The organism is Streptomyces globisporus C-1027 (assembly GCF_000261345.2).
GTDB lineage: Bacteria > Actinomycetota > Actinomycetes > Streptomycetales > Streptomycetaceae > Streptomyces > Streptomyces pakalii.
Genome location: NZ_CP013738.1, coordinates 5,402,112 through 5,421,678 on the forward strand (window position 1 = coordinate 5,402,112; position 19,567 = coordinate 5,421,678).

Consider the following 19,567-nt stretch of genomic DNA (forward strand, 5'->3'; position numbering starts at 1 on the left):
TTCCCGGGCCGCGTGAATGGATTTGCGCTGCCCGACCCGCTGACGTAATGTTGCATTCACCGACGCGGGGTGGAGCAGCTCGGTAGCTCGCTGGGCTCATAACCCAGAGGTCGCAGGTTCAAATCCTGTCCCCGCTACTGAAGACGAGGGCCCGGATCTCATCGAGATCCGGGCCCTCGTCATGTCCGGACAACAGAGAGCCGGGGCCCGCCGGTCGCGTCAGGCGGGCCCCGGCTCTCTGTTGTCGGCTCAGGCGGTGGCGGCGCAGTTCGGGCAGATGCCGCGGTACGTCACCTCGACGCCGGAGACCATGAAGCCGTAGCGCTCGTCCGTCGGCAGGTCCGCCAGCGGGTTGCCCGCCGGGTGGACGTCCCGGATCGCGCCGCACTGCGCGCACACCAGGTGGTGGTGGGGGCGGTGCGCGTTCGGGTCGTAGCGCTTGGCCCGGCGGTCGGTGGAGACCTCCAGCACCTCACCGAGGGACACCATCTCGCCGAGGGTGTTGTAGACGGTGGCGCGCGAGATCTCGGGCAGCCGGGAAACGGCCCTCGCGTGGACCTCGTCCGCCGTCAGGTGCACGTGGTCCCCGTCGAGGACCTCGGCCACGACACGCCGCTGCGCCGTCATGCGCCAGCCGCGTCCACGAAGTCGTTCCAGCAGGTCGCTCATGCAGCTCAGCCTAACAGTGGGGGGACCGAGTCCCGATCGGGTGTGACTTTGGATGCTTGCTTGACTTAGACATTGTCCATTGTAGGATCGAGAACGGCATTGGCCAAGGGACAGGGCTGTACAGGATGGAACGCTGTGCAGGGATACGACGCAGGAGGCGCACGTGACGCAGGGACCGCTGACGACGGAGGCCGGCGCGCCGGTGGCCGACAACCAGAACAGTGAGACCGCGGGCCCCGGCGGTCCCGTTCTCGTGCAGGACCAGGCGCTGCTGGAGAAGCTCGCCCACTTCAACCGCGAGCGCGTCCCGGAGCGCGTCGTGCACGCCCGCGGCGCCGGCGCGTACGGCACCTTCACGCTGACCCGCGACGTCTCGCAGTGGACCCGGGCGAAGTTCCTCTCCGAGGTCGGCAAGCAGACCGAGACCTTCCTGCGCTTCTCGACCGTCGCGGGCAACCTCGGCTCCGCCGACGCCGTGCGCGACCCCCGCGGCTTCGCGCTGAAGTTCTACACCGAGGAGGGCAACTACGACCTCGTCGGCAACAACACCCCGGTGTTCTTCATCAAGGACGCCATCAAGTTCCCCGACTTCATCCACACCCAGAAGCGCGACCCGTACACCGGCTCGCAGGAGGCGGACAACGTCTGGGACTTCTGGGGTCTGTCGCCCGAGTCGACGCACCAGGTGACCTGGCTCTTCGGCGACCGCGGCATCCCGGCCACGCTGCGCCACATGAACGGGTACGGCTCGCACACCTACCAGTGGAACAACGAGGCCGGCGAGGTCTTCTGGGTCAAGTACCACTTCAAGACCGACCAGGGCATCAAGAACCTCACCCAGGCCGAGGCCAACAAGCTCGCCGGCGAGGACCCCGACAGCCACCAGCGCGATCTGCGCGAGTCGATCGAGCGCGGTGACTTCCCGTCCTGGACCGTGCAGGTCCAGATCATGCCCGCGGCGGACGCGGCGACGTACCGCTTCAACCCGTTCGACCTCACCAAGGTGTGGCCGCACGCGGACTACCCGCCGATCGAGATCGGCAAGCTGGAGCTCAACCGCAACCCGGAGAACGTCTTCGCCGAGGTCGAGCAGTCGATCTTCAGCCCCGCGCACTTCGTGCCGGGCATCGGCCCGTCCCCGGACAAGATGCTCCAGGGCCGCCTCTTCGCGTACGGCGACGCCCACCGCTACCGCGTCGGCATCAACGCCGACCACCTGCCGGTGAACCGCCCGCACGCCACCGAGGCGCGGACCAACAGCCGGGACGGCTTCCTCTACGACGGCCGCCACAAGGGCGCCAAGAACTACGAGCCCAACAGCTTCGGCGGGCCCGCCCAGACCGACCGGCCGCTGTGGCAGCCGCTCCCGGTCACCGGCGCCACCGGCAGCACCGAGGCGCCCGGCCACGCCGAGGACAACGACTTCGTCCAGGCGGGCGACCTCTACCGGCTCTTCTCCGAGGACGAGAAGGTCCGGCTGGTCGAGAACCTCGCCGGGTTCATCGCCAAGGTCTCGCGCGACGACATCGCCGAGCGCGCGATCGACAACTTCCGCCAGGCGGACGCCGACTTCGGCAAGCGGCTGGAAGCCGCGGTCCAGGCCCTTCGCGGCTGACCGGACGCTTGTCGTCGACCGTGGGCCGGATCCCCTCGCGGGGGGTCCGGCCCACCGGTCGTTCCGGCCCCCGGCAGGCGTCAGCCGGCCGCCGCGGCGGGCGTACGGCGGTGGGCGGGGGCCCAGCAGCGGATGATGTCGCGTACCGACACGATGCCCACCGGGCCGTCGCCGTCCAGCACGATCAGGTGCCGGAATCCTCCGTGCGTCATGGCTTCCGCGGCCTCCTCCAGGGTCCAGGCCGGGGCGGCGAACACCACGTCGGTGGTGGTGTGGGCGGACGCGGTCTCCCGGTCGGGGTCCAGCCCCGATCCGACCGCGTCGAGGATGTCGCGCTCGGTGATGATGCCGAGTCCGCAGGTGTCCGGGTCGTGGACGACAGCTGCCCCGATACGGCGGGCCGACATCAGCCGGGCCGCCTGGCGGAGCGTGTGGGTGGGGCCGATGGTGAGGACCACCGTGCTCATGGCGTCACGGACGAGCATGAATCGAGCCACCTCCTCGGTGAGCCGACTCTGTGAGTCGATTCACAAGTTCACAAGTGGGGGGACTCTCAGAGTTGCACCCTTGGGGCGGGTCGACAAGGGGTGGGCGGGCGCGCGCCGGGGGGAGTGCGCGAGCGTGCACGCGACGGCCGGCACCGCCGGGGCGGCACGGTTCAGCGGCGCCGCCCGAGCGCGGGCTCAGTAGCGCTGGTTGAGATACCCCAGCAACTCGTCGTGGAGGAGGCCGTTCGAGGCCGCCGCGTTTCCGCCGCCCGGACCGTCCTCCCCGTCCAGCGAGGTGTACCGGCCGCCCGCCTCCTGCACGACGATCGCGGGCGCCGCCATGTCCCACAGCGACAGCTCCGGCTCGGCGCAGATGTCCACGGAACCCTCGGCGACCATCATGTACGGCCAGAAGTCCCCGTAACCCCGCGTCCGCCAGCAGGCCCGGGTCAGGTCCAGGAGACCGTCGAGGCGGCCCTGCTCCTCCCAGCCCGACAGCGAGGAGAACGCGAACGAGGCGTCCGCGATCCGCCCCACCTTCGACACCTGCATCCGGGACGCGGAGGTGAGGCTGCGGCCGGTGAACGCGCCCGCGCCCTTCGCCGCCCACCAGCGCCGATTCAGCGCGGGCGCGGAGACCACGCCCACCACCGGCCGGAAGCCCTCGTCGCCCGCCTCCATCAGCGCGATCAGCGTCGCCCACACCGGCACACCGCGCACGTAGTTCTTGGTGCCGTCGATCGGGTCGATCACCCAGCGCCGCGGACCGGTGCCCTCGACCCCGTACTCCTCGCCCAGGATCGCGTCCCTCGGGCGGGCCCGATGCAGATGGCCCCGGATCAGCTCCTCGGCGGCCTTGTCGGCCTCGCTCACCGGCGTCATGTCCGGCTTGGTCTCCACCTTCAGGTCCAGAGCCTTGAACCGGTCCATCGTCGCGGCGTCGGCGGCGTCCGCCAGTACGTGGGCGAGGCGCAGATCATCGTGGTAGTCGGGCATGCCGCCACAGTATCCAGCGCCGCCGGACGCGGGCTACAGCGCCCCTGACGCCCGCAGCCCTTGACAGCCCCCGGGAGCGCGTCAACTCTGAACGGCAGGATCCCGGGGCGGGGGAGGCGACGATGCCGACAGCGCGGCAGGCCTTGCTGGAGGCCGCCCACCGGGCCCTGGCCGACCGGCCCTGGCGTGCCGTGCGGATGGTCGACGTCGCGACCCTGGCCGATGTCTCGCGCCAGACGCTCTACAACGAGTTCGGCACCAAGGGCGGACTGGCCGGGGCCCTTCTGCGACAGGCCGCCGACGGCTATCTCGCCGGCGTCGACCGCGCCCTGACCGCCCCCGCGCCCGATCGTCCGGCCGCCGTCGCGCTCTGGACCCTCCGGGCCGCCCGCCAGGACGCGCTGGTCAGGGCTCTGCTCACGGGGCACTGGGCGGAGGGGCTGCCCCGCCCGGACCGGCGGCCGGACCCCCGGGGGCGTACGGGCGGTAAGCCGCCGCCGGAGCCCGGGGAACTGCTCGCGCTGGTCCGGGACCGGATGGCGGCGGCCTCGCCCGGGGTCACCGCCGGGCGCTGCGAGACCGGCCTGCGACTCGCGTTGTCCTGTGTGATCGTGCCGGTGCCGGGCGACGACGTCACGGACAGCCGCGCGCTCCGCCTCGTCCGGGAGGCGACGCGGCCGGTGGTCCTGGAGAGGGCGGCGGGGATCAGTGGGCCGAGCCGGACAGCTGGAGGCCGATCACCCCGATGATCACCAGGGAGATCGACACCAGCTTCAGGGTGGAGACCACGTCGCCGAGGAAGATCATGCCGTAGATCGCGGTCCCGGCGGCCCCGATCCCGGTCCACACGGCGTACGCCGGGCCGACGTCCAGCTTCTTCAGCGCCAGGGTCAGCAGACCGAAACTGCCGAGCGCGAACGCGGCGAACGCGATCGTCGGCCAGAGCCGGGTGAATCCGTGGGAGAGCTTCAGACACACGGCGAAGCCGGTCTCCAGCAGTCCTGCGACCACGACCAGCAGCCACGGCATCGTCAGTTGCCTCCCGCATAGGTGACGGCTTCGTCCCACTCGGTGCGATTATGCCTTTACCGGTCGTTGAAGCTCGCAAACATGCCCACGCCGCCCCGAAGGATTGCCGCCGGACGCGCCGTCAGTCGCCCTCGCGCCGCTCGCGGGTGGCGAGAAGCCGGCGCAGGGAGTCCAGGCGCGCCGGGTCGGCGTGCCCCTCGGCCACCCAGGCTTCCAGCGCGCACTCGGGCTGGTTCGCGTCGTGGGTGCAGCCGCGCGGGCACTCCTCGGTGCCCGGCTCCAGGTCCGGGAAGGCGTGGATGACGCGCGACGGGTCGACGTGGTGCAGCCCGAAGGAGCGCACGCCCGGGGTGTCGACGACCCAGCCCCGGTCGCCGGGCAGCGGCAGCGCGAGGGCCGAGGTGGTGGTGTGCCGGCCCCGGCCGGTGACCGCGTTGACGATGCCGGTGGTCCGCCGCCGGTCCTCCGGCACCAGGGCGTTGACGAGCGTCGTCTTGCCGACCCCGGAGTGTCCGACGAACGCGGTGATCTTGCCCTCCAGCAGCTCGCGCACCCGCTCCGCCGCGTCTCCGTTCTCCAGTTCGTCGCGGCTGGTCACGATGTACGGGACGCCGAGCGGGGTGTACGCCTCCAGCAGCTTGTCCGGCGAGGCCAGGTCGGACTTGGTCAGCACGAGGAGCGGGGTGAGCCCGCCGTCGTACGCCGCCACCAGACAGCGGTCGATCATGCGTGGGCGGGGCTCGGGGTCGGCCAGCGCGGTGACGATCGCCAGCTGGTCGGCGTTGGCGACGACGACGCGCTCGTACGGATCGTCGTCGTCGGCCGTGCGGCGCAGCACCGTACGGCGCGGGGCGATCCGCACGATCCGGGCCAGGGTGTCCTTCTCGCCGGAGAGGTCACCGACGATGGAGACGGTGTCGCCCACCACTGCGGCCTTGCGTCCCAGCTCGCGCGCCTTCATGGCCACCACGGTCCGGCCCTCGACGAGGCAGGTGAGCCGGCCCCGGTCGACGGTGAGGACCATGCCGTCCTCGGCGTCCTCGTGCTTGGGCCGGATGTGCGTACGCGGCCGGTTGCCCTTGCGGTTGGGGCGGACGCGGATGTCGTCCTCGTCGGGGTTCTTCCCGTAGCGGCGCATGATCTAGGCCCCGAGCATTCCGGTCCACATGTCCGGGAAGTCCGGCAGGGTCTTGGCGGTCGTGCCCACGTTCTCGATCTCCACACCCTTCACCGCCAGGCCGATGATCGCCCCGGCGGTGGCCATCCGGTGGTCGTCGTACGTGTGGAAGACGCCGCCGTGCAGCGGACGCGGGCGGATGTGCAGCCCGTCGGCGGTCTCGGTGACATCGCCGCCCAGCTCGTTGATCTCCTTGGTCAGCGCGGCCAGCCGGTCCGTCTCGTGCAGCCGCAGATGGGCCACCCCGCTCAGCGTGGAGGGGGAGTCGGCCAGGGCGGCGACCGCGGCGATGCCCGGCGTCAGCTCGCCGACCTCGCCGAGGTCCACGTCGATGCCGTGGATCCGGCCCGTACCGGTGAAGGTCAGTCCGCGTTCGGTCAGCTCGCAGGAGCCGCCCATCGCGGTGAAGATCTCGCGCAGGGCGTCGCCCGGCTGGGTGGTGCGCTCGGGCCAGTCCGGGATCGTGACCCGGCCGCCGGTCACCAGGGCCGCCGCCAGGAACGGCTGGGCGTTGGAGAGGTCCGGCTCGATCGTCAGGTCCCGGCCGAGCAGGGCGGAGGGGGAGACCCGCCAGACGTTGGGCTCACCGCCCGTCTCCGGCTCGTCCACCTGGGCGCCGACGGCCCGCAGCATGTCGACGGTCATCCGGATGTGCGGCATCGAGGGGAGCACGGCCCCGGTGTGCCGGACCTCCACGCCCTGGTTGAACCGCGGCGCCGACAGCAGCAGCGCCGAGACGAACTGCGAGGACGACGAGGCGTCGATCGAGACGGGGCCGCCCTCCAGCGCCCCGCCGCCGTGCACGGTGAGCGGCAGCGCGCCGCGCCCGTCGTCGTCGATCCGCGCGCCGAGAGCGCGCAGGCCCTCGATCACGCCGGTCAGGGGGCGCTCGTAGGAGCGGGGGTCGCCGTCGAAGCGGATCGGGCCGTCGGCGAGCGTGGCGACGGGCGGCAGGAAGCGCATGACCGTGCCCGCGTTGCCGACGTCGACCGTGGCCGGGCCGCGCAGCCCCGCCGGGATGACCCGCCAGGCCTCGCCCGAGCTGTCCGGGGAGGCCGCGGCGGACGGGCTGCTCGCGGACGAGGAGGAGACGGTCTCCTCGATGCCGACGCCCATGGCGCGCAGCGCGTCGGCCATCAGCAGGGTGTCGCGGGAGCGCAGCGGGCGGCGCAGCCAGCCCGGCTCGGCGGCCAGCGAGGCCAGCACGAGCGCGCGGTTGGTGACCGATTTCGATCCGGGCACGGTGACGGTCGCGTCGACGGCCCCGCTCGCATGGGGGGCGGGCCAGAGGGCGGGGTGCACGGAACTCTCGGTCATGGCCATCACTTTAGTGGCTCCGAGCCGACCTGGATCCTGAACAAATGGGCGGAAACCGGTGCGTAACGAAAGAGTGGTACGGGCCGCGCCGGTCCCTCCGGCCTCACCAGCCCAGCAGCCACCGTCCGCCGCCGATCAGCGAGCACAGCGACACCGCGTGGAAGAGGAAGAGCCACAGCACCGCCGGGGCGTGCGTGAGCCGGGCCAGCTGGTCCGCGTCGGAGTCCGGGGCGCCGCCGTGCCGCCGCTTGGACTGGAGCTCGAACGGCGGCCGCACCCCGCCCAGCAGCAGGAACCACACCACCACGTACGCGAACGCCGACTGCACGTCGGAGGAGGCCAGCCAGGACACCAGGAGGAACGTGGTGCCGGTCAGGATGACCGTGAGGGCCCCGTACACATTGCGGATCATCACCAGCATCACCGCGAGGAGGGCCGTCGCCACCCACAGCAGGAGCGTGATCCTGCCGTTCGTCAGCAGCCAGGCGCCGCCCAGGCCCAGCAGGGACGGGGCCGTGTAGCCCGCCGCCGCGGTGAGGATCATGCCGATCCCCGTCGGCTTGCCGCGGCTCACGGTCAGCCCGCTGGTGTCCGAGTGCAGCCGGATACCGGAGAGCTGCCGCCCGGTGAGCAGGGCCACCAGCCCGTGGCCGCCCTCGTGCGCGATGGTGATCGTGTTGCGGGCGAGGCGCCATATCGGGTTCGGTACGACCGCGATGAGCGCGAGCGTGGCCGTCACCACCACCAGCCACTGCTCGGGAGCGGACTGGGTGCCGGTCACGCGATCCCACAGATCGCCCAATTCGGTGCTGTTCATCGGCCGGGCGACTCCTTGCGGTCGGGGCGGGCGGTCGTGGCAGTCTGGCACTTATGTGCGGACGGTATGCAGCGAGTCGGAAGCCCGAGGACCTGACCGGACTCTTCGGCGTCGAGAAGTGGGAGCCCACCGAGACCCTGGAGCCGGACTGGAACGTGGCGCCGACCAAAGAGGTCTACGCGGTTCTGGAGCGTCCTGTTAAAGACGCGGACGACCCGCGTCCGGTTCGCCAGCTGCGCGCCCTGAAATGGGGACTCGTACCGTCCTGGTCCAAGACCCCCGAGGGTGCCGCCCGGATGATCAACGCCCGCGCGGAGACCGTGCACGAGAAGCCCTCCTTCCGCCGCGCCTTCGCCCAGCGCCGCTGCATCCTGCCCGCCGACGGCTACTACGAGTGGGTCACCGGCGCGGAGGAGCGGCAGCTGGAGGAGAAGAAGGGGAAGAAGCGCCCCCGCAAGCAGCCGTACTTCGTCACCCCCGCCGACGGCTCGGTCTTCGCGATGGCCGGACTGTACGAGTTCTGGCGCGATGCGACCCTGCCCAAGGACCACGAGAACGCCTGGTGGGTGACGTGCTCGGTGATCACCACCGAGGCGGAGACCACCCCGCTGGCCGTCGCCCCCGCCGAAGGGCCCGGCGCGCTCGCCGACATCCACCCCCGGATGCCGCTCATGCTCACCCCGGACCGCTGGGACGCCTGGCTGGACCCCTCGCGCACCGGTGAGGACGAGCTGCGGGCCCTGCTGGAGCCGCCGCCCGGCGGGCTGATGCGCGCCTACCCGGTCGCCACCGCCGTCAGCAACGTCCGCAACAACGGGCCCGAACTGCTGGAGGAGCTTGCAGCGCCGGGGGAATCCACGCTCTTCTGAGGCGTACGCGGGGAAGTCCACGCTGTTCTGAAGCGCGCGCGGGGGAGGATGGCGCGGTGAGCCGTCAACCACGTACGCAGAACGTCACCACCGACGCCGGTGAGGCCCGGATCACCTGGGTCCCCGCCTCCGCACCCCGCCGCGTGCTCGCCGTGAGCCACGGGGCGGGCGGCGGGATCGAGGCCCGCGACCTGAAGGCCCTGGCCGCCGCCCTGCCCGGACACGGCGTCACCGTCGCCCTGGTGGAGCAGCCCTGGCGCGTGACCGGCAAGAAGGTGGCGCCCGCCCCGAAGACCCTGGACACCGGCTGGCGCGGACTGTGGCCCGCCCTCGCCGCCCCCGGGCTCCCCGTCATCGCCGGAGGCCGCAGCGCCGGGGCCCGCGTCGCCTGCCGGACCGCCACCGAACTGGGCGCGGCGGCCGTCCTCGCGCTCAGCTTCCCGCTGCACCCCCCGGGCAAGCCCGAGAAGTCCCGCGCCGACGAACTGCTCGGCACCGGCGTGCCCACGCTGGTCGTGCAGGGCGGCAACGACCCGTTCGGCAAGCCCGGCGAGTTCCCGCCCGGCTCGTACACGCTGGCCGAAGTGCCCTACGGCGACCACGGGTTCGCGGTGCCGAAGCGGTCCGGGCTCACCGAGGAACAGGCGATGGGCATCCTCACCGAAGCGGTCACCGGGTGGCTCACGTCACTCGGATGACCCAGTGCCACCGGCCGGCCCGGCCGTCGCACGCGTGTCACCGGCCCCGGGAATGCTCCGCCCCGGGGCGCTGTTGTTCGGGACGTCGGTACAACAACGTCGTACGTGGAGAGGGAGTCCGTCGCATGGGTTCGACCATCTGCCCCAGCCGCTCGAACGCCGCTGACCTGGAGTGGACCGTGCTGCCTGCGGCGAGGACCACCTCCGAGCGGACCCTGGGCGGGGGTAATCGACAGGCCGCCACCAAGCAAGGTCGACTATTCTCCGAGGCGAGCGGGTCCGGTTTCGGCTCCGCCACATCGTTGGAGGAGGTGGGTCCGGTCACTGGGACCGACACAGGGACCGACGACGGCCGCGCACCCGAGACGCCCGCCGAGCGCAACGCGCGCTTCGAGCGGGACGCGCTCGGCTTTCTCGACCAGATGTACTCGGCCGCGCTGCGCATGACGCGCAACCCCGCCGATGCCGAGGACCTGGTCCAGGAGACCTACGCGAAGGCGTACGGCTCCTTCCACCAGTTCCGTGAGGGCACCAACCTCAAGGCGTGGATGTACCGCATCCTCACCAACACCTTCATCAACTCGTACCGCAAGAAGCAGCGGGAACCCCAGCGCAGCGCCGCCGAGGAGATCGAGGACTGGCAGCTGGCCCGGGCCGAGTCGCACATGTCGACCGGTCTGCGCTCGGCGGAGTCCCAGGCCCTCGACCATCTCCCGGACTCCGACGTGAAGTCGGCGCTCCAGGCGATTCCCGAGGAGTTCCGCATCGCCGTGTATCTCGCCGATGTCGAGGGCTTTGCCTACAAGGAGATCGCGGACATCATGGGGACTCCCATCGGTACGGTGATGTCCCGGCTGCACCGCGGCCGTCGCCAACTGCGCGGCATGCTGGAGGACTACGCCCGTGAGCGCGGGCTCGTCGCGGCCGGTGCCGGTGACTCGGACGATCGGAAGGGCTCGGCCTCATGAGCTGCGGAGAGCCGCACGAGACGGATTGCTCGGAGGTCCTCGACCATCTCTACGAGTTTCTCGACCGGGAGATGCCCGAGGGCGACTGCACCAAGTTCGAGACGCACTTCGAGGAGTGCTCCCCGTGCCTGGAGAAGTACGGCCTCGAACAGGCCGTGAAGAAGCTGGTCAAGCGCTGCTGCGGACAGGACGACGTCCCGACCGACCTGCGCTCCAAGGTGATGGGCCGGATCGACCTGATCCGGGCCGGCGAGGCCGTGCCCGATCAGGACGTGACCGTGCAGGAAACGGACCGGTCGGCGACCGCCGCCGAATAGTCACCCGAATGTGCTAATCGGATCCGTAGCGGCTCGGTGAGCCGCGCAACTCGCTAGCGTGGCGCGTCCATCGACCATGCTGGGGGCGACTGCGGGCGTGAGCGGCACACCGGCGGCGGCGCGTGCCTGCATCCTGGCCGCCGTCCTCTGCGCGATCTGGTGCACGCTTCCCGCGTTCGCCCCCGACGCCCCGGTCCCTTGGGGCGCGGCTGTCCTGCTGGCCGCCCTCGGGCTCGGCTGCGAGGCGGCCGGCCGCCGCTCACCGCCCGGAGGCCCCGGACCGGTCGCCGCCGGAGCGTTCCTCCCGCTCCTCCTCACCGCCTCCTTCCTGCTGCCGCCCGCGGCCGCCGCGCTGGTGGCGGCGAGCGGTTCCCTGGCCGGGAGGGTGGAACAGCCGCCGTACGCGGCCCGCCGGATCTGGCGGGCCGCGCAACTCGCCCTCACCTGCGCCGCCGCCTCCTGGGCGTACGCGACCCTCGGCGGCCCCGCGACCCTCGGCGGCGGGGGAGCGGCCCCGGACTTCCCGCGCGCCCTGCTGCCGGCCTGCGCCGCGGCGCTCGCCTTCAGCCTGGTGCTGACCGCGCTCGACGGCCTCGTCCTCGCCGCGGCGGAACGCAGGCCCGTCCACCGCAGCGTCTTTGCACTCCTGCCGCTCGCCCTCGGTCCGCATCTGGTGCACGCGCTCGCCGGGCTGATGACGGCCGTCCTGTGGCGGAGCCCGTACGGCCCCCTCTCCGCGCTTCTCGTGCTGCTCCCGATGTACCTCGCCTGCTGGGTGTTCGCGCTGTACCACCGCGAACAGGCCGCCCACCGTGCCACCATCCGCGCCCTGGTGCACGCCGTCGACATCAAGGACACCTACACGCGGGGCCACAGCGAACGCGTCGGCCGGGCCTCCGTTCTGATCGCCCGTGAACTCGGCATGGACGACCGCCGGGTGGAGGGGCTCCGGTTCGCCGGGATCCTGCACGACATCGGCAAGCTCGGCGTCCCGACCCGGGTGCTGCGCAAGGACGGGCCGCTCACTCCCGAGGAGCGGCGGATCATGGAGCTGCACCCGGAGTACGGGCACGAGATCGTCCGGGGCATCGGCTTCCTGGACGAGGCCCGCGACGCGATCCTCCACCACCACGAACGGCTCGACGGCAGCGGCTATCCGTACGGGCTCAGCGGCTCGCGCATCCCCGAGTTCGCCCGGGTCGTGGCCGTCGCCGACGCCTTCGACGCGATGACCTCCACCCGCTCCTACCGCCGCGCCCGCCCGGTCCCCGCCGCGCTCGCCGAGCTGAAGCGGTGCGCGGGCAGCCAGTTCGACCCCCGGATGGTGGGCGCGCTGGAACGCGCCCTCGGCCGACACGGCTGGAGCGAGGGAGACACCGCCGTCACGGCCGACGAACCGCGCGAGCCGTACGGATCGCGCGAGCCGCAGGGCCCCCGTGAGCCGCAGGGACCCCACGGTCCTCGTGAGCCGCACGGTGCGCCGGCCGGCGTCCGCCAGGACGCGCCCCCGATCCCGCACGCCCGGAGCGCCACTCCGCTGTCCGGGCCGTCCCGGGACCGCCGCCGGTGAGGGCCCCGTCCGGGATCGGCCCGCCCGCCCCGGCCGTCGTCGCGGTGCGCGGGGCCGCCCTGCTCCTCGCCCTCGTCGCGCTCGCCCACACCCTGGTACACGGACTCGCCGAGCCGGGCCTCGCCCTGGTCTTCGGGCTCCTGGTCGCCGCCGGGGAGCTGGTCCGCCGGGGCGCCGCCGGGGAGCGGGAGCCCGCGCCGCTCGCCGCGGCCGGGGCCCTCGCGTACGCCCTGCTCGGGGACAGCGCCGGGCGGCCGACCACGCACGGGGCGCTCCAGGTGATCGCCGTGGTGGTCGTCGCGCAGGCGCTCGCCGCCGCAGCGCGCGGGGCGTGCGGCCGTCGCGCGGACGCCGACCGGACCGCCCGCCGGACCCTGACCGTGGGCTTCGCGGCGGTCTGCTGCCAGCCGCTGTACGCGTCCGGGCAGGCCGAGCGCTGGTTCGGCGACGGGCCGTCGTTCCCGCTGTTCCCGCTCACGGTCCTGGCGCTGACCGCCCTGTGCGACGCCGTGCTCGCCGCCCTCCTGGCGCGTTCGGCGGCCCGCGCCGAGGGGCCCGGCGCCCTGCCCCCGTACGGATCGCTCCTGGTCGACGAGGTGCGCGCGCTCGCCGGGACCGGGACCGCGATCGGGGCGACCGGGGTCGTGACGGCGCTGGGTGTCGCGGTCGCCGGGCCGTGGGCGCCGGCGGTGCTGTGCGGCCCGCTGCTGCTCACCCAGGTCTCCGCCCGCCGGTACACCGCCGTCCGCACGACCTGCGGGCAGACGATGGCCTCGCTCGCCCGCGCCACCGAGATCGCCGGATACACCCCGCCCGGCCACGCCCGCCGGGTCGCCGCGCTCGCCACCGCCGTGGGGCGGGAGCTGGGGCTGACCGGGCCCCGGCTGACCGTCCTCGAACACGCCGCCCTGATGCACGACATCGGACAGCTCTCCCTCCTCGACCCGGTCGCCGGCGGGGCGACCGCCCGGCTGCCCGCCGCCGAGCAGCGCCGGATCGCCCTGCTCGGCGGGGCCGTGGTCCGCCGGACCGGGGCCGGTCCGGAGGTCGCGGCGGTGGTGGAGCAGCAGGCCGATCCGTACCGGGAGCAACCGCTTGCCGCCAGGATCGTCAGGACGGTCAATGCATACGACGACCTGTGCGGGGAAAGCGTCGGCGGGCCGCTCCGGGCGCTGGAGCAGCTCAGGCTCGGCACCGGGCACGACCACCAGCCACAGGTGGTCGAGGCGCTGGGACGCGTCCTCGCGCGGGGCGGTCTGACCCAGTCCGGAGCTGGGTAACCCATGGGTAATGAGCGGGCGTCCACCCGGGCATGGTTGGATGCGAAAGCAGAGCGGATGACGAGGGTGTCCAGTCGGGACAGGCGGGAATCGTGAGGATCTTCGGGAAGGTACGGCATCGGCCGTCCGCCTCTTGGCGGCAGGCCACGGACCGCGCGTTCACGCTGATCGGCGACGGCCGGTACGAGGACGCGGGGGCGCTGCTGACGCGCGCGGCGGATCTGGAGCCCTGGCTCTCGGAGTCCTGGTTCAATCTGGCGCTGCTGCACAAGTTCCGGCACGACTGGGAGCAGGCGCGCGCGGCGGGCCTGCGGGCGGTCGCGCTGCTGGACCGCGAGTCCGGCGCCCCGGACTGGTGGAACGTGGGGATCGCGGCCACCGCGCTGCAGGACTGGCCGCTGGCGCGGCGGGCCTGGCAGGCGTACGGACTGAAGGTCCCCGGCGGCGGCCAGCACAGCGCGGCCACCACCGAGCCGACCGGCATGGAGCTGGGCAGCGCCGCCGTGCGGCTCTCGCCGGAGGGCGAGGCCGAGGTGGTCTGGGGCCGCCGGCTCGACCCGGCCCGGATCGAGGTGCTCTCGATCCCGCTGCCGTCCTCCGGGCGGCGCTGGGGTGAGGTCGTCCTGCACGACGGGGTGCCCAACGGCGAGCGGGTCACCGCGGCCGGGCCCGCGTATCCGGTGTTCGACGAGATCGAGCTGTGGGCGCCGTCCCCCGTGCCGACCTGGGTGGTGCTGCTGGAGGCTGCGACCGAGGAGGACCGGGACGCGCTGGAGAAGCTGGCGTCGGACGCCGGGTTCGCCGCCGAGGACTGGTCCTCGTCCGTGCGCCTGCTGTGCCGGGCGTGCTCGGAGAGCCGGATGGAGAGCGACGAGGGCGACGGGGAGCACCTGGACCCGCACGACCACAGCGAGCCGGGCCACCCGGGACCGCTGGGCCACCGCACCGCCGGGGCCGGCGACCTCTGGGTGCCCGAGCGCGAATGCGGACTCGCCGCCCCCGCCGGACTGGTGCGCGGACTGCTGGACGGCTGGGTCGCCGACAGCCCGGACAGCCGCGAGTGGCGGGATCTCGAAGAAGTCTGCTGACCGCTGCCCGTAGGCTGTAGGCGCACCGATCGCGGTGCGGTTCCCCCAGGTTTTGCAGGAAGGCGTACGGCGGACATGTCGCAGCAGGAGACGGACGGGCGGATCGACGTGGACGACGAGGGGTTCGTCGTCGACACCGAGGACTGCGAGGAGCGTGAGGCGGCCTACCGCGCGCGCGGCACCTCGCGTCCGATCACGGTCGTGGGCAACCCGGTGCTCCACAAGGAGTGCAAGGACGTCACCGCGTTCGACGACGAGCTGGCCCAGCTGATCGACGACATGTTCGCCAGCCAGAAGACGGCCGAAGGCGTCGGCCTCGCCGCCAACCAGATCGGCGTGGACCTGAAGGTCTTCGTCTACGACTGCCCGGACGACGACGGCAAGCGCCACACGGGCGTCGTCTGCAACCCGGTCCTGGAGGAGCTGGCCCCCGAGCTGCGGGTGCTCGACGACTCCAACGAGGGCTGCCTCTCGGTCCCGACCGCGTACGCCTCCCTCGCCCGCCCCGACTACGCGGTCGTGCGCGGCCAGGACGCCCAGGGCAACCCGATCCGCGTCAAGGGCACCGGCTACTTCGCGCGCTGCCTCCAGCACGAGACGGACCACCTGTACGGCTACCTGTACATCGACCGGCTCTCCAAGCGGGAGCGCAAGGACGCGCTGCGGCAGATGGAAGAGGGCACGCCGCGCTACGAGACCGTCCCCAACGACTGAGGCCCCTCAGGCGGCGTCGGCCCTGGCCGCCGGGCCCCGGAAGGTCCGGCGGTAGGCGTTCGGCGTCGTACCGAGCGTGCGCACGAACTGGTGCCGCAGCGTCGCCGCCGTACCGAAGCCCGTCTGCCCCGCGATCGTGTCGATCGTCCGGTCGGAGGTCTCCAGCAGATGCTGGGCCAGCAGCACCCGCTGCCGCAGCAGCCAGCGGTACGGCGTGGTCCCGGTCTCCTGCTGGAACCGCCGGGCGAAGGTGCGCGGCGACATGTGCGCCTGCGCGGCCAGCTGCTCCACCGTCATCTCCTGGTCGAGGTGCTGCTCCATCCACGCCAGGGTCCCGCCGACCGTGTCGCAGGCGCTCCTGGGCAGCGGCCGGTCGATGTACTGCGCCTGACCGCCGTCCCGGTGCGGCGGGACCACCATCCGCCGGGCGATGGTGTTGGCCGCGTCCTGCCCGTACTCCTGGCGGACCAGATGCAGGCAGGCGTCGATCCCGGCGGCGGTCCCGGCCGAGGTGATCACCGGGCCCTCGTCGACGTACAGCACGTCCGGCTCCACGATCGCCTTCGGGTAGCGGCGGGCCAGATCCGCGGCGTGCCGCCAGTGCGTCGTGCAGCGGCGGCCGTCCAGCAGCCCGGCCGCGCCGAGGACGTACGCCCCCGAACAGACGCTCAGCACCCGCGCACCGCGCTCCACGGCCCGGCGGAGCGCGGACAGGGCCTCTTCCGGATGCGTCTTGGCCATGACGTTGCCGCTCGCGGGAACGGCGATGAGGTCGGCCTCCTCCAGCCGGTCCAGGCCGTGGGGCGTGCTGATGGTGAAGCCCGCGTGGGTGCGCAGTTCGGGCCCCTCGGCGGAGACCACCGCGAAATCGTGCACCGGCAGGCCCTCTTCACTGCGGTCGAGGCCGAACACCTCGCACAGCACACCGAGTTCGAAGGGGTGGACCTCGTCGAGCAGCAGGACGGCGACATTTTTCAGCATGGAACCAGTGTGGCAGTAATTCGACGCTGTGTGGCAGTGCTGCCACTGACCAAAATCTGCCGGGCGGACGAAGGTAGAGGCATGAACCTCTTCCTGAACTACCTCGTCGTGACCGTCCTCCTCGCCCTCGTCCTCCTCCCCGCGGGCCTCGGCCTCGCCCGTGAACGCCGCATCGACCGCCAGCTGCGCGACGCCGCCCGGGGGGAGGCGGAACCCACGGAAACGGAAAGCCGAGGCGCGTTCTCCCGAGAGCCTCGCACGGTCGGTCCCGCTCAGTGCCCGCTGCTCTCGTAATGGCGGGACTGCCGCTCCCAGAAGCGGTACGCGGCGTACATGAGCACGACGCCGATGGCCGGAGCGCCCCAGGCGAGCCATTCCGGCACGGCGAGTTCGTCCCCCCGTTCCATCAGCACCGTCGCCGGCAGATAGGCGACGAAGGCCAGCGGGAAGACGAAGGTCAGTCCGAAACCGGCCACCGGGCCGAAGATCTTCAGCGGGTAGTTGCCGAAGTCGCTGAAGATCATGTCGATGGCGAACTTGATGGGAGAGACCCTCTTCATCCTGAAGACCAGCGCGGAGGCGGCCAGTTGCAGAGAACCTTCCACCAGCGCACCGCCCGCCACGGCGAGCAGGAGGAAGCAGACGGCTCCCGGTGACCAGTCGACCGGTGCGGAGGCCGAGGCGATGGACAGGAGGACCACTCCGCCCGCCAGGTCACCGAGCGAGCTCAGCCGGACCCTGCGGGTGAGGAGCTGGACCAGCGGTGGCACCGGACGGACGAGATAGCGGTCGTAATCGCCCTCGATGACGACCTCGTCGACGTGGATCAGCTGGTGACCGGGGAGCAGCCACAGACCGTGGGCGGTGAGCCTGATGCCGTAGAGGAAGGCGATCTCCGCCAGTCCCCAGCCGCCGACCTGCCCGAAGCGGTCCAGCACCGCCCAGATGAACGCCAGCCCGACGCCCTGGTAGAACAGGCCGCCGATGATGTTGATGAACAGGTTCCCCCGGTACTGGAACTCGGCCCGGAACGCCGCACCGGCCAGCAGCAGATAGACGCGCGCACCTCGCATCGCCCTCATCCTCCCTGCGACATGACGCGGCGCCGGGCGCGCGACCAGACGAACGCGGCCAGCGCGCCGAGCGCGCCGATCCAGGCGAGCTGGACCCCCAGGGCGGTCACGATGCCCAGGCCGCCCTCGACCTGGCCCAGGTAGACGGCCGCTGGGGTGTACGCGGTGGCCTGGAAGGGCAGCCATTCCGCGGCAGCCCTCACCGGTCCCGGCATGAACCACAACGGGACCAGGGCCCCTGAGAAGAACTGTGCGACGAAGCGGTAGGCCATCAGGGCGCCGCTCACCTCCAGGGTCCAGAACGAGACCATGCCGAGCAGCAGCCCGAGCAGCTGGTTCACGAGCAGCGCGCCGATCAGTGCCACCGGGTAGGCGAACCCGGCAGCCGCCGAGGCGGGCGCCCGGCCCGCGCCGATCAGCAGCGCGAACGGCAGGGCCACCAGCAGGACCGGGACGGCGGCCGATGCCCACCCGAGCTGGCCGGAGAGCATCTGGCCGGGAAAGCCGACGGGCCGCAGCAGGTCCACGGCGACCTTGCCCTCCCGTACCCGCTGGTCGATGGGGGAGGACCGCCACGGGCTGACGAGCTGGTACTGGAGCGTCGTCAGCGTCGCGTACGCCGTCATGGTGGTGAGGCTGAGCCCGTCCACCTCCGCGCGGCCGTCGTAGAGGGCCTTCCAGACCACCGTCAGCAGCCAGATCTGGAGGAGCATCATGGCGAAGGACGACAGATAGGCCGTGCGGTAGGTGAGGGCGGCGCGGAACTCCATCCGGGCGCAGGCGAGATGGGACCGGAGCAGCGCCCTCAGTCGCTGCTTCGCGGAGGTGGGGGCCGGCTTCGCGGAGGCCAGGGCCGTCGGGGCGGTCATCCGCGGTCCGCGTAGATCCGGTGGATGACGCTCTCCAGCTCGGGTTCCACGATCGAGAGGTCGGTCACCCGGTGCCGCTCCAGCACCGCGGCCACCAGTTCGGCGGGCGGGGTGCGGACGGGGTCGAAGCGCAGCCAGACCTTGCCGTCCTCGCGGCGGACGACCTCCGCGCCTTCGACGCTCTCCAGCCGGTCGGTCTGCACCACGAGTTCGCGGTGCGGCGCGTAGCGGGCCTTCAGCTCGTCCACCGCGCCGTCGTAGGCGACCTTGCCGTGGTCGATGAGGATGATCCGGTCGCAGAGTTCCTCGACGTCGTCGAGGTCGTGGGTGGTGAGGACGACCGTGGTGCCCGACGCGCGGTTCAGCTCCCCGACGAAGGTGCGTATCCGCTCCTTGGCGATGACGTCGAGCCCGACGGTCGGCTCGTCCAGATAGAGGATGTCCGGGTCGTAGAGCATCGCGGCGGCGAGGTCGCCGCGCATCCGCTGGCCCAGGGAGAGCTGGCGGACGGGAGTGTCGAGGAACGGACCGAGGCCGAGCACCTCACTGAACTGCCGCTGCCTCTCGCGGAACCGGGCCTCCGGGACGTCGTAGAGGCGGCTGATCAGCCAGAGCGAGTCGCGCAGCGGCAGGTCCCACCAGAGCTGGCTGCGCTGGCCGAAGACCACGCCTATCCGGCGGGCGTTGCGGGACCGGTCCCGCCAGGGCGTGGCACCGGCGACCGTGACCGTGCCGGAGGTCGGGACGAGGATGCCGGTGAGCATCTTGATGGTGGTGGACTTCCCCGCACCGTTGGGGCCGAGATAGCCGACCATCTCGCCCTGCTGGACCGTGAAGTTCACGCCGTCGACCGCACGCTTGACGGTCTGCTCACGCGTCAGCAGCGTACGGAGACCCGCGAAGCGGCCCTCCTGCCGTGTGGGCCGGCTGAACTCCTTGACGAGGTCTGCCACTTCTATGACGGGCATGTCCGCCTCTCTGGAGCGATCCGGGCCCGGTCGGGCGTGATCGATCTGAGAGTGTGCACGCCGA

General features: G+C 72.1%; 22 protein-coding genes and 1 tRNA gene. 12 read left to right on the plus strand and 11 right to left on the minus strand.

Features of this window, described 5'->3' with window-relative positions; translation table 11 throughout:
* The first annotated feature begins 63 nt into the window (after window positions 1-63).
* A tRNA-Met gene (locus tag WQO_RS23915) sits at window positions 64-137 on the plus strand.
* Between the two features lie 112 nt (window positions 138-249).
* Here WQO_RS23915 and WQO_RS23920 read toward each other — a convergent pair.
* Window positions 250-669, minus strand: coding sequence for a Fur family transcriptional regulator (locus WQO_RS23920; RefSeq protein WP_010061558.1), 420 nt, complete (start codon window positions 667-669; stop codon window positions 250-252).
* A gap of 163 nt (window positions 670-832) precedes the next feature.
* On the opposite strand from WQO_RS23920, the gene WQO_RS23925 reads away from it, so the two are divergent.
* Window positions 833-2,284 (plus strand): catalase, encoded by a 1,452-nt coding sequence (locus WQO_RS23925; RefSeq protein ID WP_010061557.1) that lies wholly within the window; start codon window positions 833-835, stop codon window positions 2,282-2,284.
* An 80-nt stretch (window positions 2,285-2,364) separates the two neighbouring features.
* Here the strand turns inward: WQO_RS23925 and WQO_RS23930 are convergent, their stop codons facing one another.
* Complete coding sequence (locus WQO_RS23930; protein WP_010061556.1) at window positions 2,365-2,769, minus strand: CBS domain-containing protein; 405 nt, start codon at window positions 2,767-2,769, stop codon at window positions 2,365-2,367.
* A gap of 198 nt (window positions 2,770-2,967) precedes the next feature.
* Window positions 2,968-3,768 (minus strand): histidinol-phosphatase, encoded by an 801-nt coding sequence (hisN, locus tag WQO_RS23935; protein WP_010061555.1) that lies wholly within the window; start codon window positions 3,766-3,768, stop codon window positions 2,968-2,970.
* A gap of 122 nt (window positions 3,769-3,890) precedes the next feature.
* Here hisN and WQO_RS23940 point away from each other — a divergent pair, with 122 nt between their 5' ends.
* Window positions 3,891-4,517, plus strand: a complete 627-nt coding sequence (locus WQO_RS23940) for a TetR/AcrR family transcriptional regulator (protein ID WP_010061554.1) — start codon at window positions 3,891-3,893, stop codon at window positions 4,515-4,517.
* On the opposite strand, the gene WQO_RS23945 is transcribed toward WQO_RS23940, so the two are convergent.
* From WQO_RS23945 to WQO_RS23960, 4 genes are all read right to left on the minus strand, one after another.
* Window positions 4,474-4,797 (minus strand): DMT family transporter, encoded by a 324-nt coding sequence (locus WQO_RS23945; RefSeq protein WP_010061553.1) that lies wholly within the window; start codon window positions 4,795-4,797, stop codon window positions 4,474-4,476. The genes WQO_RS23940 and WQO_RS23945 overlap by 44 nt on opposite strands.
* A gap of 121 nt (window positions 4,798-4,918) precedes the next feature.
* Window positions 4,919-5,935, minus strand: a complete 1,017-nt coding sequence (gene rsgA / locus WQO_RS23950) for a ribosome small subunit-dependent GTPase A (protein ID WP_010061551.1) — start codon at window positions 5,933-5,935, stop codon at window positions 4,919-4,921.
* A 3-nt stretch (window positions 5,936-5,938) separates the two neighbouring features.
* Window positions 5,939-7,291, minus strand: coding sequence for a 3-phosphoshikimate 1-carboxyvinyltransferase (gene aroA / locus WQO_RS23955; protein WP_029182371.1), 1,353 nt, complete (start codon window positions 7,289-7,291; stop codon window positions 5,939-5,941).
* A gap of 103 nt (window positions 7,292-7,394) precedes the next feature.
* Complete coding sequence (locus tag WQO_RS23960) at window positions 7,395-8,108, minus strand: M50 family metallopeptidase (RefSeq protein ID WP_010061549.1); 714 nt, start codon at window positions 8,106-8,108, stop codon at window positions 7,395-7,397.
* Window positions 8,109-8,161: 53 nt separating this feature from the next.
* Here WQO_RS23960 and WQO_RS23965 point away from each other — a divergent pair, with 53 nt between their 5' ends.
* The 8 genes from WQO_RS23965 (at window position 8,162) to def (ending at window position 15,612) form a co-directional block, all read left to right on the plus strand.
* On the plus strand, window positions 8,162-8,977 hold the full coding sequence (locus WQO_RS23965) for an SOS response-associated peptidase (protein WP_010061548.1): 816 nt from the start codon (window positions 8,162-8,164) through the stop codon (window positions 8,975-8,977).
* 56 nt (window positions 8,978-9,033) lie between these two features.
* Window positions 9,034-9,675, plus strand: a complete 642-nt coding sequence (locus WQO_RS23970; RefSeq protein ID WP_010061547.1) for an alpha/beta hydrolase family protein — start codon at window positions 9,034-9,036, stop codon at window positions 9,673-9,675.
* Window positions 9,676-9,986: 311 nt separating this feature from the next.
* A complete protein-coding gene (locus tag WQO_RS23975; protein WP_010061546.1) occupies window positions 9,987-10,643 on the plus strand; it encodes a sigma-70 family RNA polymerase sigma factor in 657 nt (218 codons plus the stop codon).
* Window positions 10,640-10,960, plus strand: coding sequence for a mycothiol system anti-sigma-R factor (gene rsrA, locus WQO_RS23980; RefSeq protein ID WP_010061545.1), 321 nt, complete (start codon window positions 10,640-10,642; stop codon window positions 10,958-10,960). The genes WQO_RS23975 and rsrA overlap by 4 nt, the downstream gene beginning before the upstream one ends.
* Before the next feature lie 97 nt (window positions 10,961-11,057).
* Entirely contained in the window at window positions 11,058-12,530 is a 1,473-nt protein-coding gene (locus WQO_RS23985; protein ID WP_010061544.1) for an HD-GYP domain-containing protein, read from the plus strand.
* Window positions 12,527-13,810, plus strand: a complete 1,284-nt coding sequence (locus WQO_RS23990; RefSeq protein ID WP_010061542.1) for an HD-GYP domain-containing protein — start codon at window positions 12,527-12,529, stop codon at window positions 13,808-13,810. The genes WQO_RS23985 and WQO_RS23990 overlap by 4 nt, the downstream gene beginning before the upstream one ends.
* Window positions 13,811-13,902: 92 nt before the next feature.
* On the plus strand, window positions 13,903-14,898 hold the full coding sequence (locus WQO_RS23995) for a tetratricopeptide repeat protein (RefSeq protein WP_006127468.1): 996 nt from the start codon (window positions 13,903-13,905) through the stop codon (window positions 14,896-14,898).
* Between the two features lie 75 nt (window positions 14,899-14,973).
* Window positions 14,974-15,612, plus strand: a complete 639-nt coding sequence (def, locus tag WQO_RS24000; RefSeq protein WP_010061540.1) for a peptide deformylase — start codon at window positions 14,974-14,976, stop codon at window positions 15,610-15,612.
* 6 nt (window positions 15,613-15,618) lie between these two features.
* On the opposite strand, the gene WQO_RS24005 is transcribed toward def, so the two are convergent.
* The gene (locus tag WQO_RS24005; protein ID WP_058954081.1) at window positions 15,619-16,593 is read right to left on the minus strand and encodes a GlxA family transcriptional regulator; all 975 of its coding nucleotides are present in this window, start codon (window positions 16,591-16,593) and stop codon (window positions 15,619-15,621) included.
* A gap of 81 nt (window positions 16,594-16,674) precedes the next feature.
* Here WQO_RS24005 and WQO_RS24010 point away from each other — a divergent pair, with 81 nt between their 5' ends.
* On the plus strand, window positions 16,675-16,887 hold the full coding sequence (locus tag WQO_RS24010; protein WP_010061537.1) for a hypothetical protein: 213 nt from the start codon (window positions 16,675-16,677) through the stop codon (window positions 16,885-16,887).
* Here the strand turns inward: WQO_RS24010 and WQO_RS24015 are convergent.
* The 3 genes from WQO_RS24015 to WQO_RS24025 are packed head-to-tail and all read right to left on the minus strand — an operon-like array spanning window position 16,866 to window position 19,503.
* A complete protein-coding gene (locus WQO_RS24015) occupies window positions 16,866-17,666 on the minus strand; it encodes an ABC transporter permease (RefSeq protein WP_010061536.1) in 801 nt (266 codons plus the stop codon). The genes WQO_RS24010 and WQO_RS24015 overlap by 22 nt on opposite strands.
* A 5-nt stretch (window positions 17,667-17,671) precedes the next feature.
* Window positions 17,672-18,535: an ABC transporter permease gene (locus tag WQO_RS24020; protein WP_010061535.1), complete on the minus strand. Its 864-nt coding sequence runs from the start codon at window positions 18,533-18,535 to the stop codon at window positions 17,672-17,674.
* A complete protein-coding gene (locus tag WQO_RS24025; RefSeq protein ID WP_029182369.1) occupies window positions 18,532-19,503 on the minus strand; it encodes an ABC transporter ATP-binding protein in 972 nt (323 codons plus the stop codon). The genes WQO_RS24020 and WQO_RS24025 overlap by 4 nt, the downstream gene beginning before the upstream one ends.
* Window positions 19,504-19,567 lie beyond the last annotated feature (64 nt).

Excerpts from the sequence above, each read along its gene's own strand:
- WQO_RS23920 (WP_010061558.1), bottom strand. The coding sequence starts at position 669 with ATGAGCGACCTGCTGGAACGACTTCGTGGACGCGGCTGGCGCATGACG.
- WQO_RS23930 (WP_010061556.1), bottom strand. The coding sequence starts at position 2,769 with ATGCTCGTCCGTGACGCCATGAGCACGGTGGTCCTCACCATCGGCCCC.
- hisN (WP_010061555.1), bottom strand. The coding sequence starts at position 3,768 with ATGCCCGACTACCACGATGATCTGCGCCTCGCCCACGTACTGGCGGAC.
- WQO_RS23940 (WP_010061554.1), top strand. The coding sequence starts at position 3,891 with ATGCCGACAGCGCGGCAGGCCTTGCTGGAGGCCGCCCACCGGGCCCTG.
- WQO_RS23945 (WP_010061553.1), bottom strand. The coding sequence starts at position 4,797 with ATGCCGTGGCTGCTGGTCGTGGTCGCAGGACTGCTGGAGACCGGCTTC.
- rsgA (WP_010061551.1), bottom strand. The coding sequence starts at position 5,935 with ATGCGCCGCTACGGGAAGAACCCCGACGAGGACGACATCCGCGTCCGC.
- aroA (WP_029182371.1), bottom strand. The coding sequence starts at position 7,291 with ATGACCGAGAGTTCCGTGCACCCCGCCCTCTGGCCCGCCCCCCATGCG.
- WQO_RS23960 (WP_010061549.1), bottom strand. The coding sequence starts at position 8,108 with ATGAACAGCACCGAATTGGGCGATCTGTGGGATCGCGTGACCGGCACC.
- WQO_RS23965 (WP_010061548.1), top strand. The coding sequence starts at position 8,162 with ATGTGCGGACGGTATGCAGCGAGTCGGAAGCCCGAGGACCTGACCGGA.
- rsrA (WP_010061545.1), top strand. The coding sequence starts at position 10,640 with ATGAGCTGCGGAGAGCCGCACGAGACGGATTGCTCGGAGGTCCTCGAC.
- def (WP_010061540.1), top strand. The coding sequence starts at position 14,974 with ATGTCGCAGCAGGAGACGGACGGGCGGATCGACGTGGACGACGAGGGG.
- WQO_RS24005 (WP_058954081.1), bottom strand. The coding sequence starts at position 16,593 with ATGCTGAAAAATGTCGCCGTCCTGCTGCTCGACGAGGTCCACCCCTTC.
- WQO_RS24010 (WP_010061537.1), top strand. The coding sequence starts at position 16,675 with ATGAACCTCTTCCTGAACTACCTCGTCGTGACCGTCCTCCTCGCCCTC.
- WQO_RS24015 (WP_010061536.1), bottom strand. The coding sequence starts at position 17,666 with ATGCGAGGTGCGCGCGTCTATCTGCTGCTGGCCGGTGCGGCGTTCCGG.
- WQO_RS24020 (WP_010061535.1), bottom strand. The coding sequence starts at position 18,535 with ATGACCGCCCCGACGGCCCTGGCCTCCGCGAAGCCGGCCCCCACCTCC.
- WQO_RS24025 (WP_029182369.1), bottom strand. The coding sequence starts at position 19,503 with ATGCCCGTCATAGAAGTGGCAGACCTCGTCAAGGAGTTCAGCCGGCCC.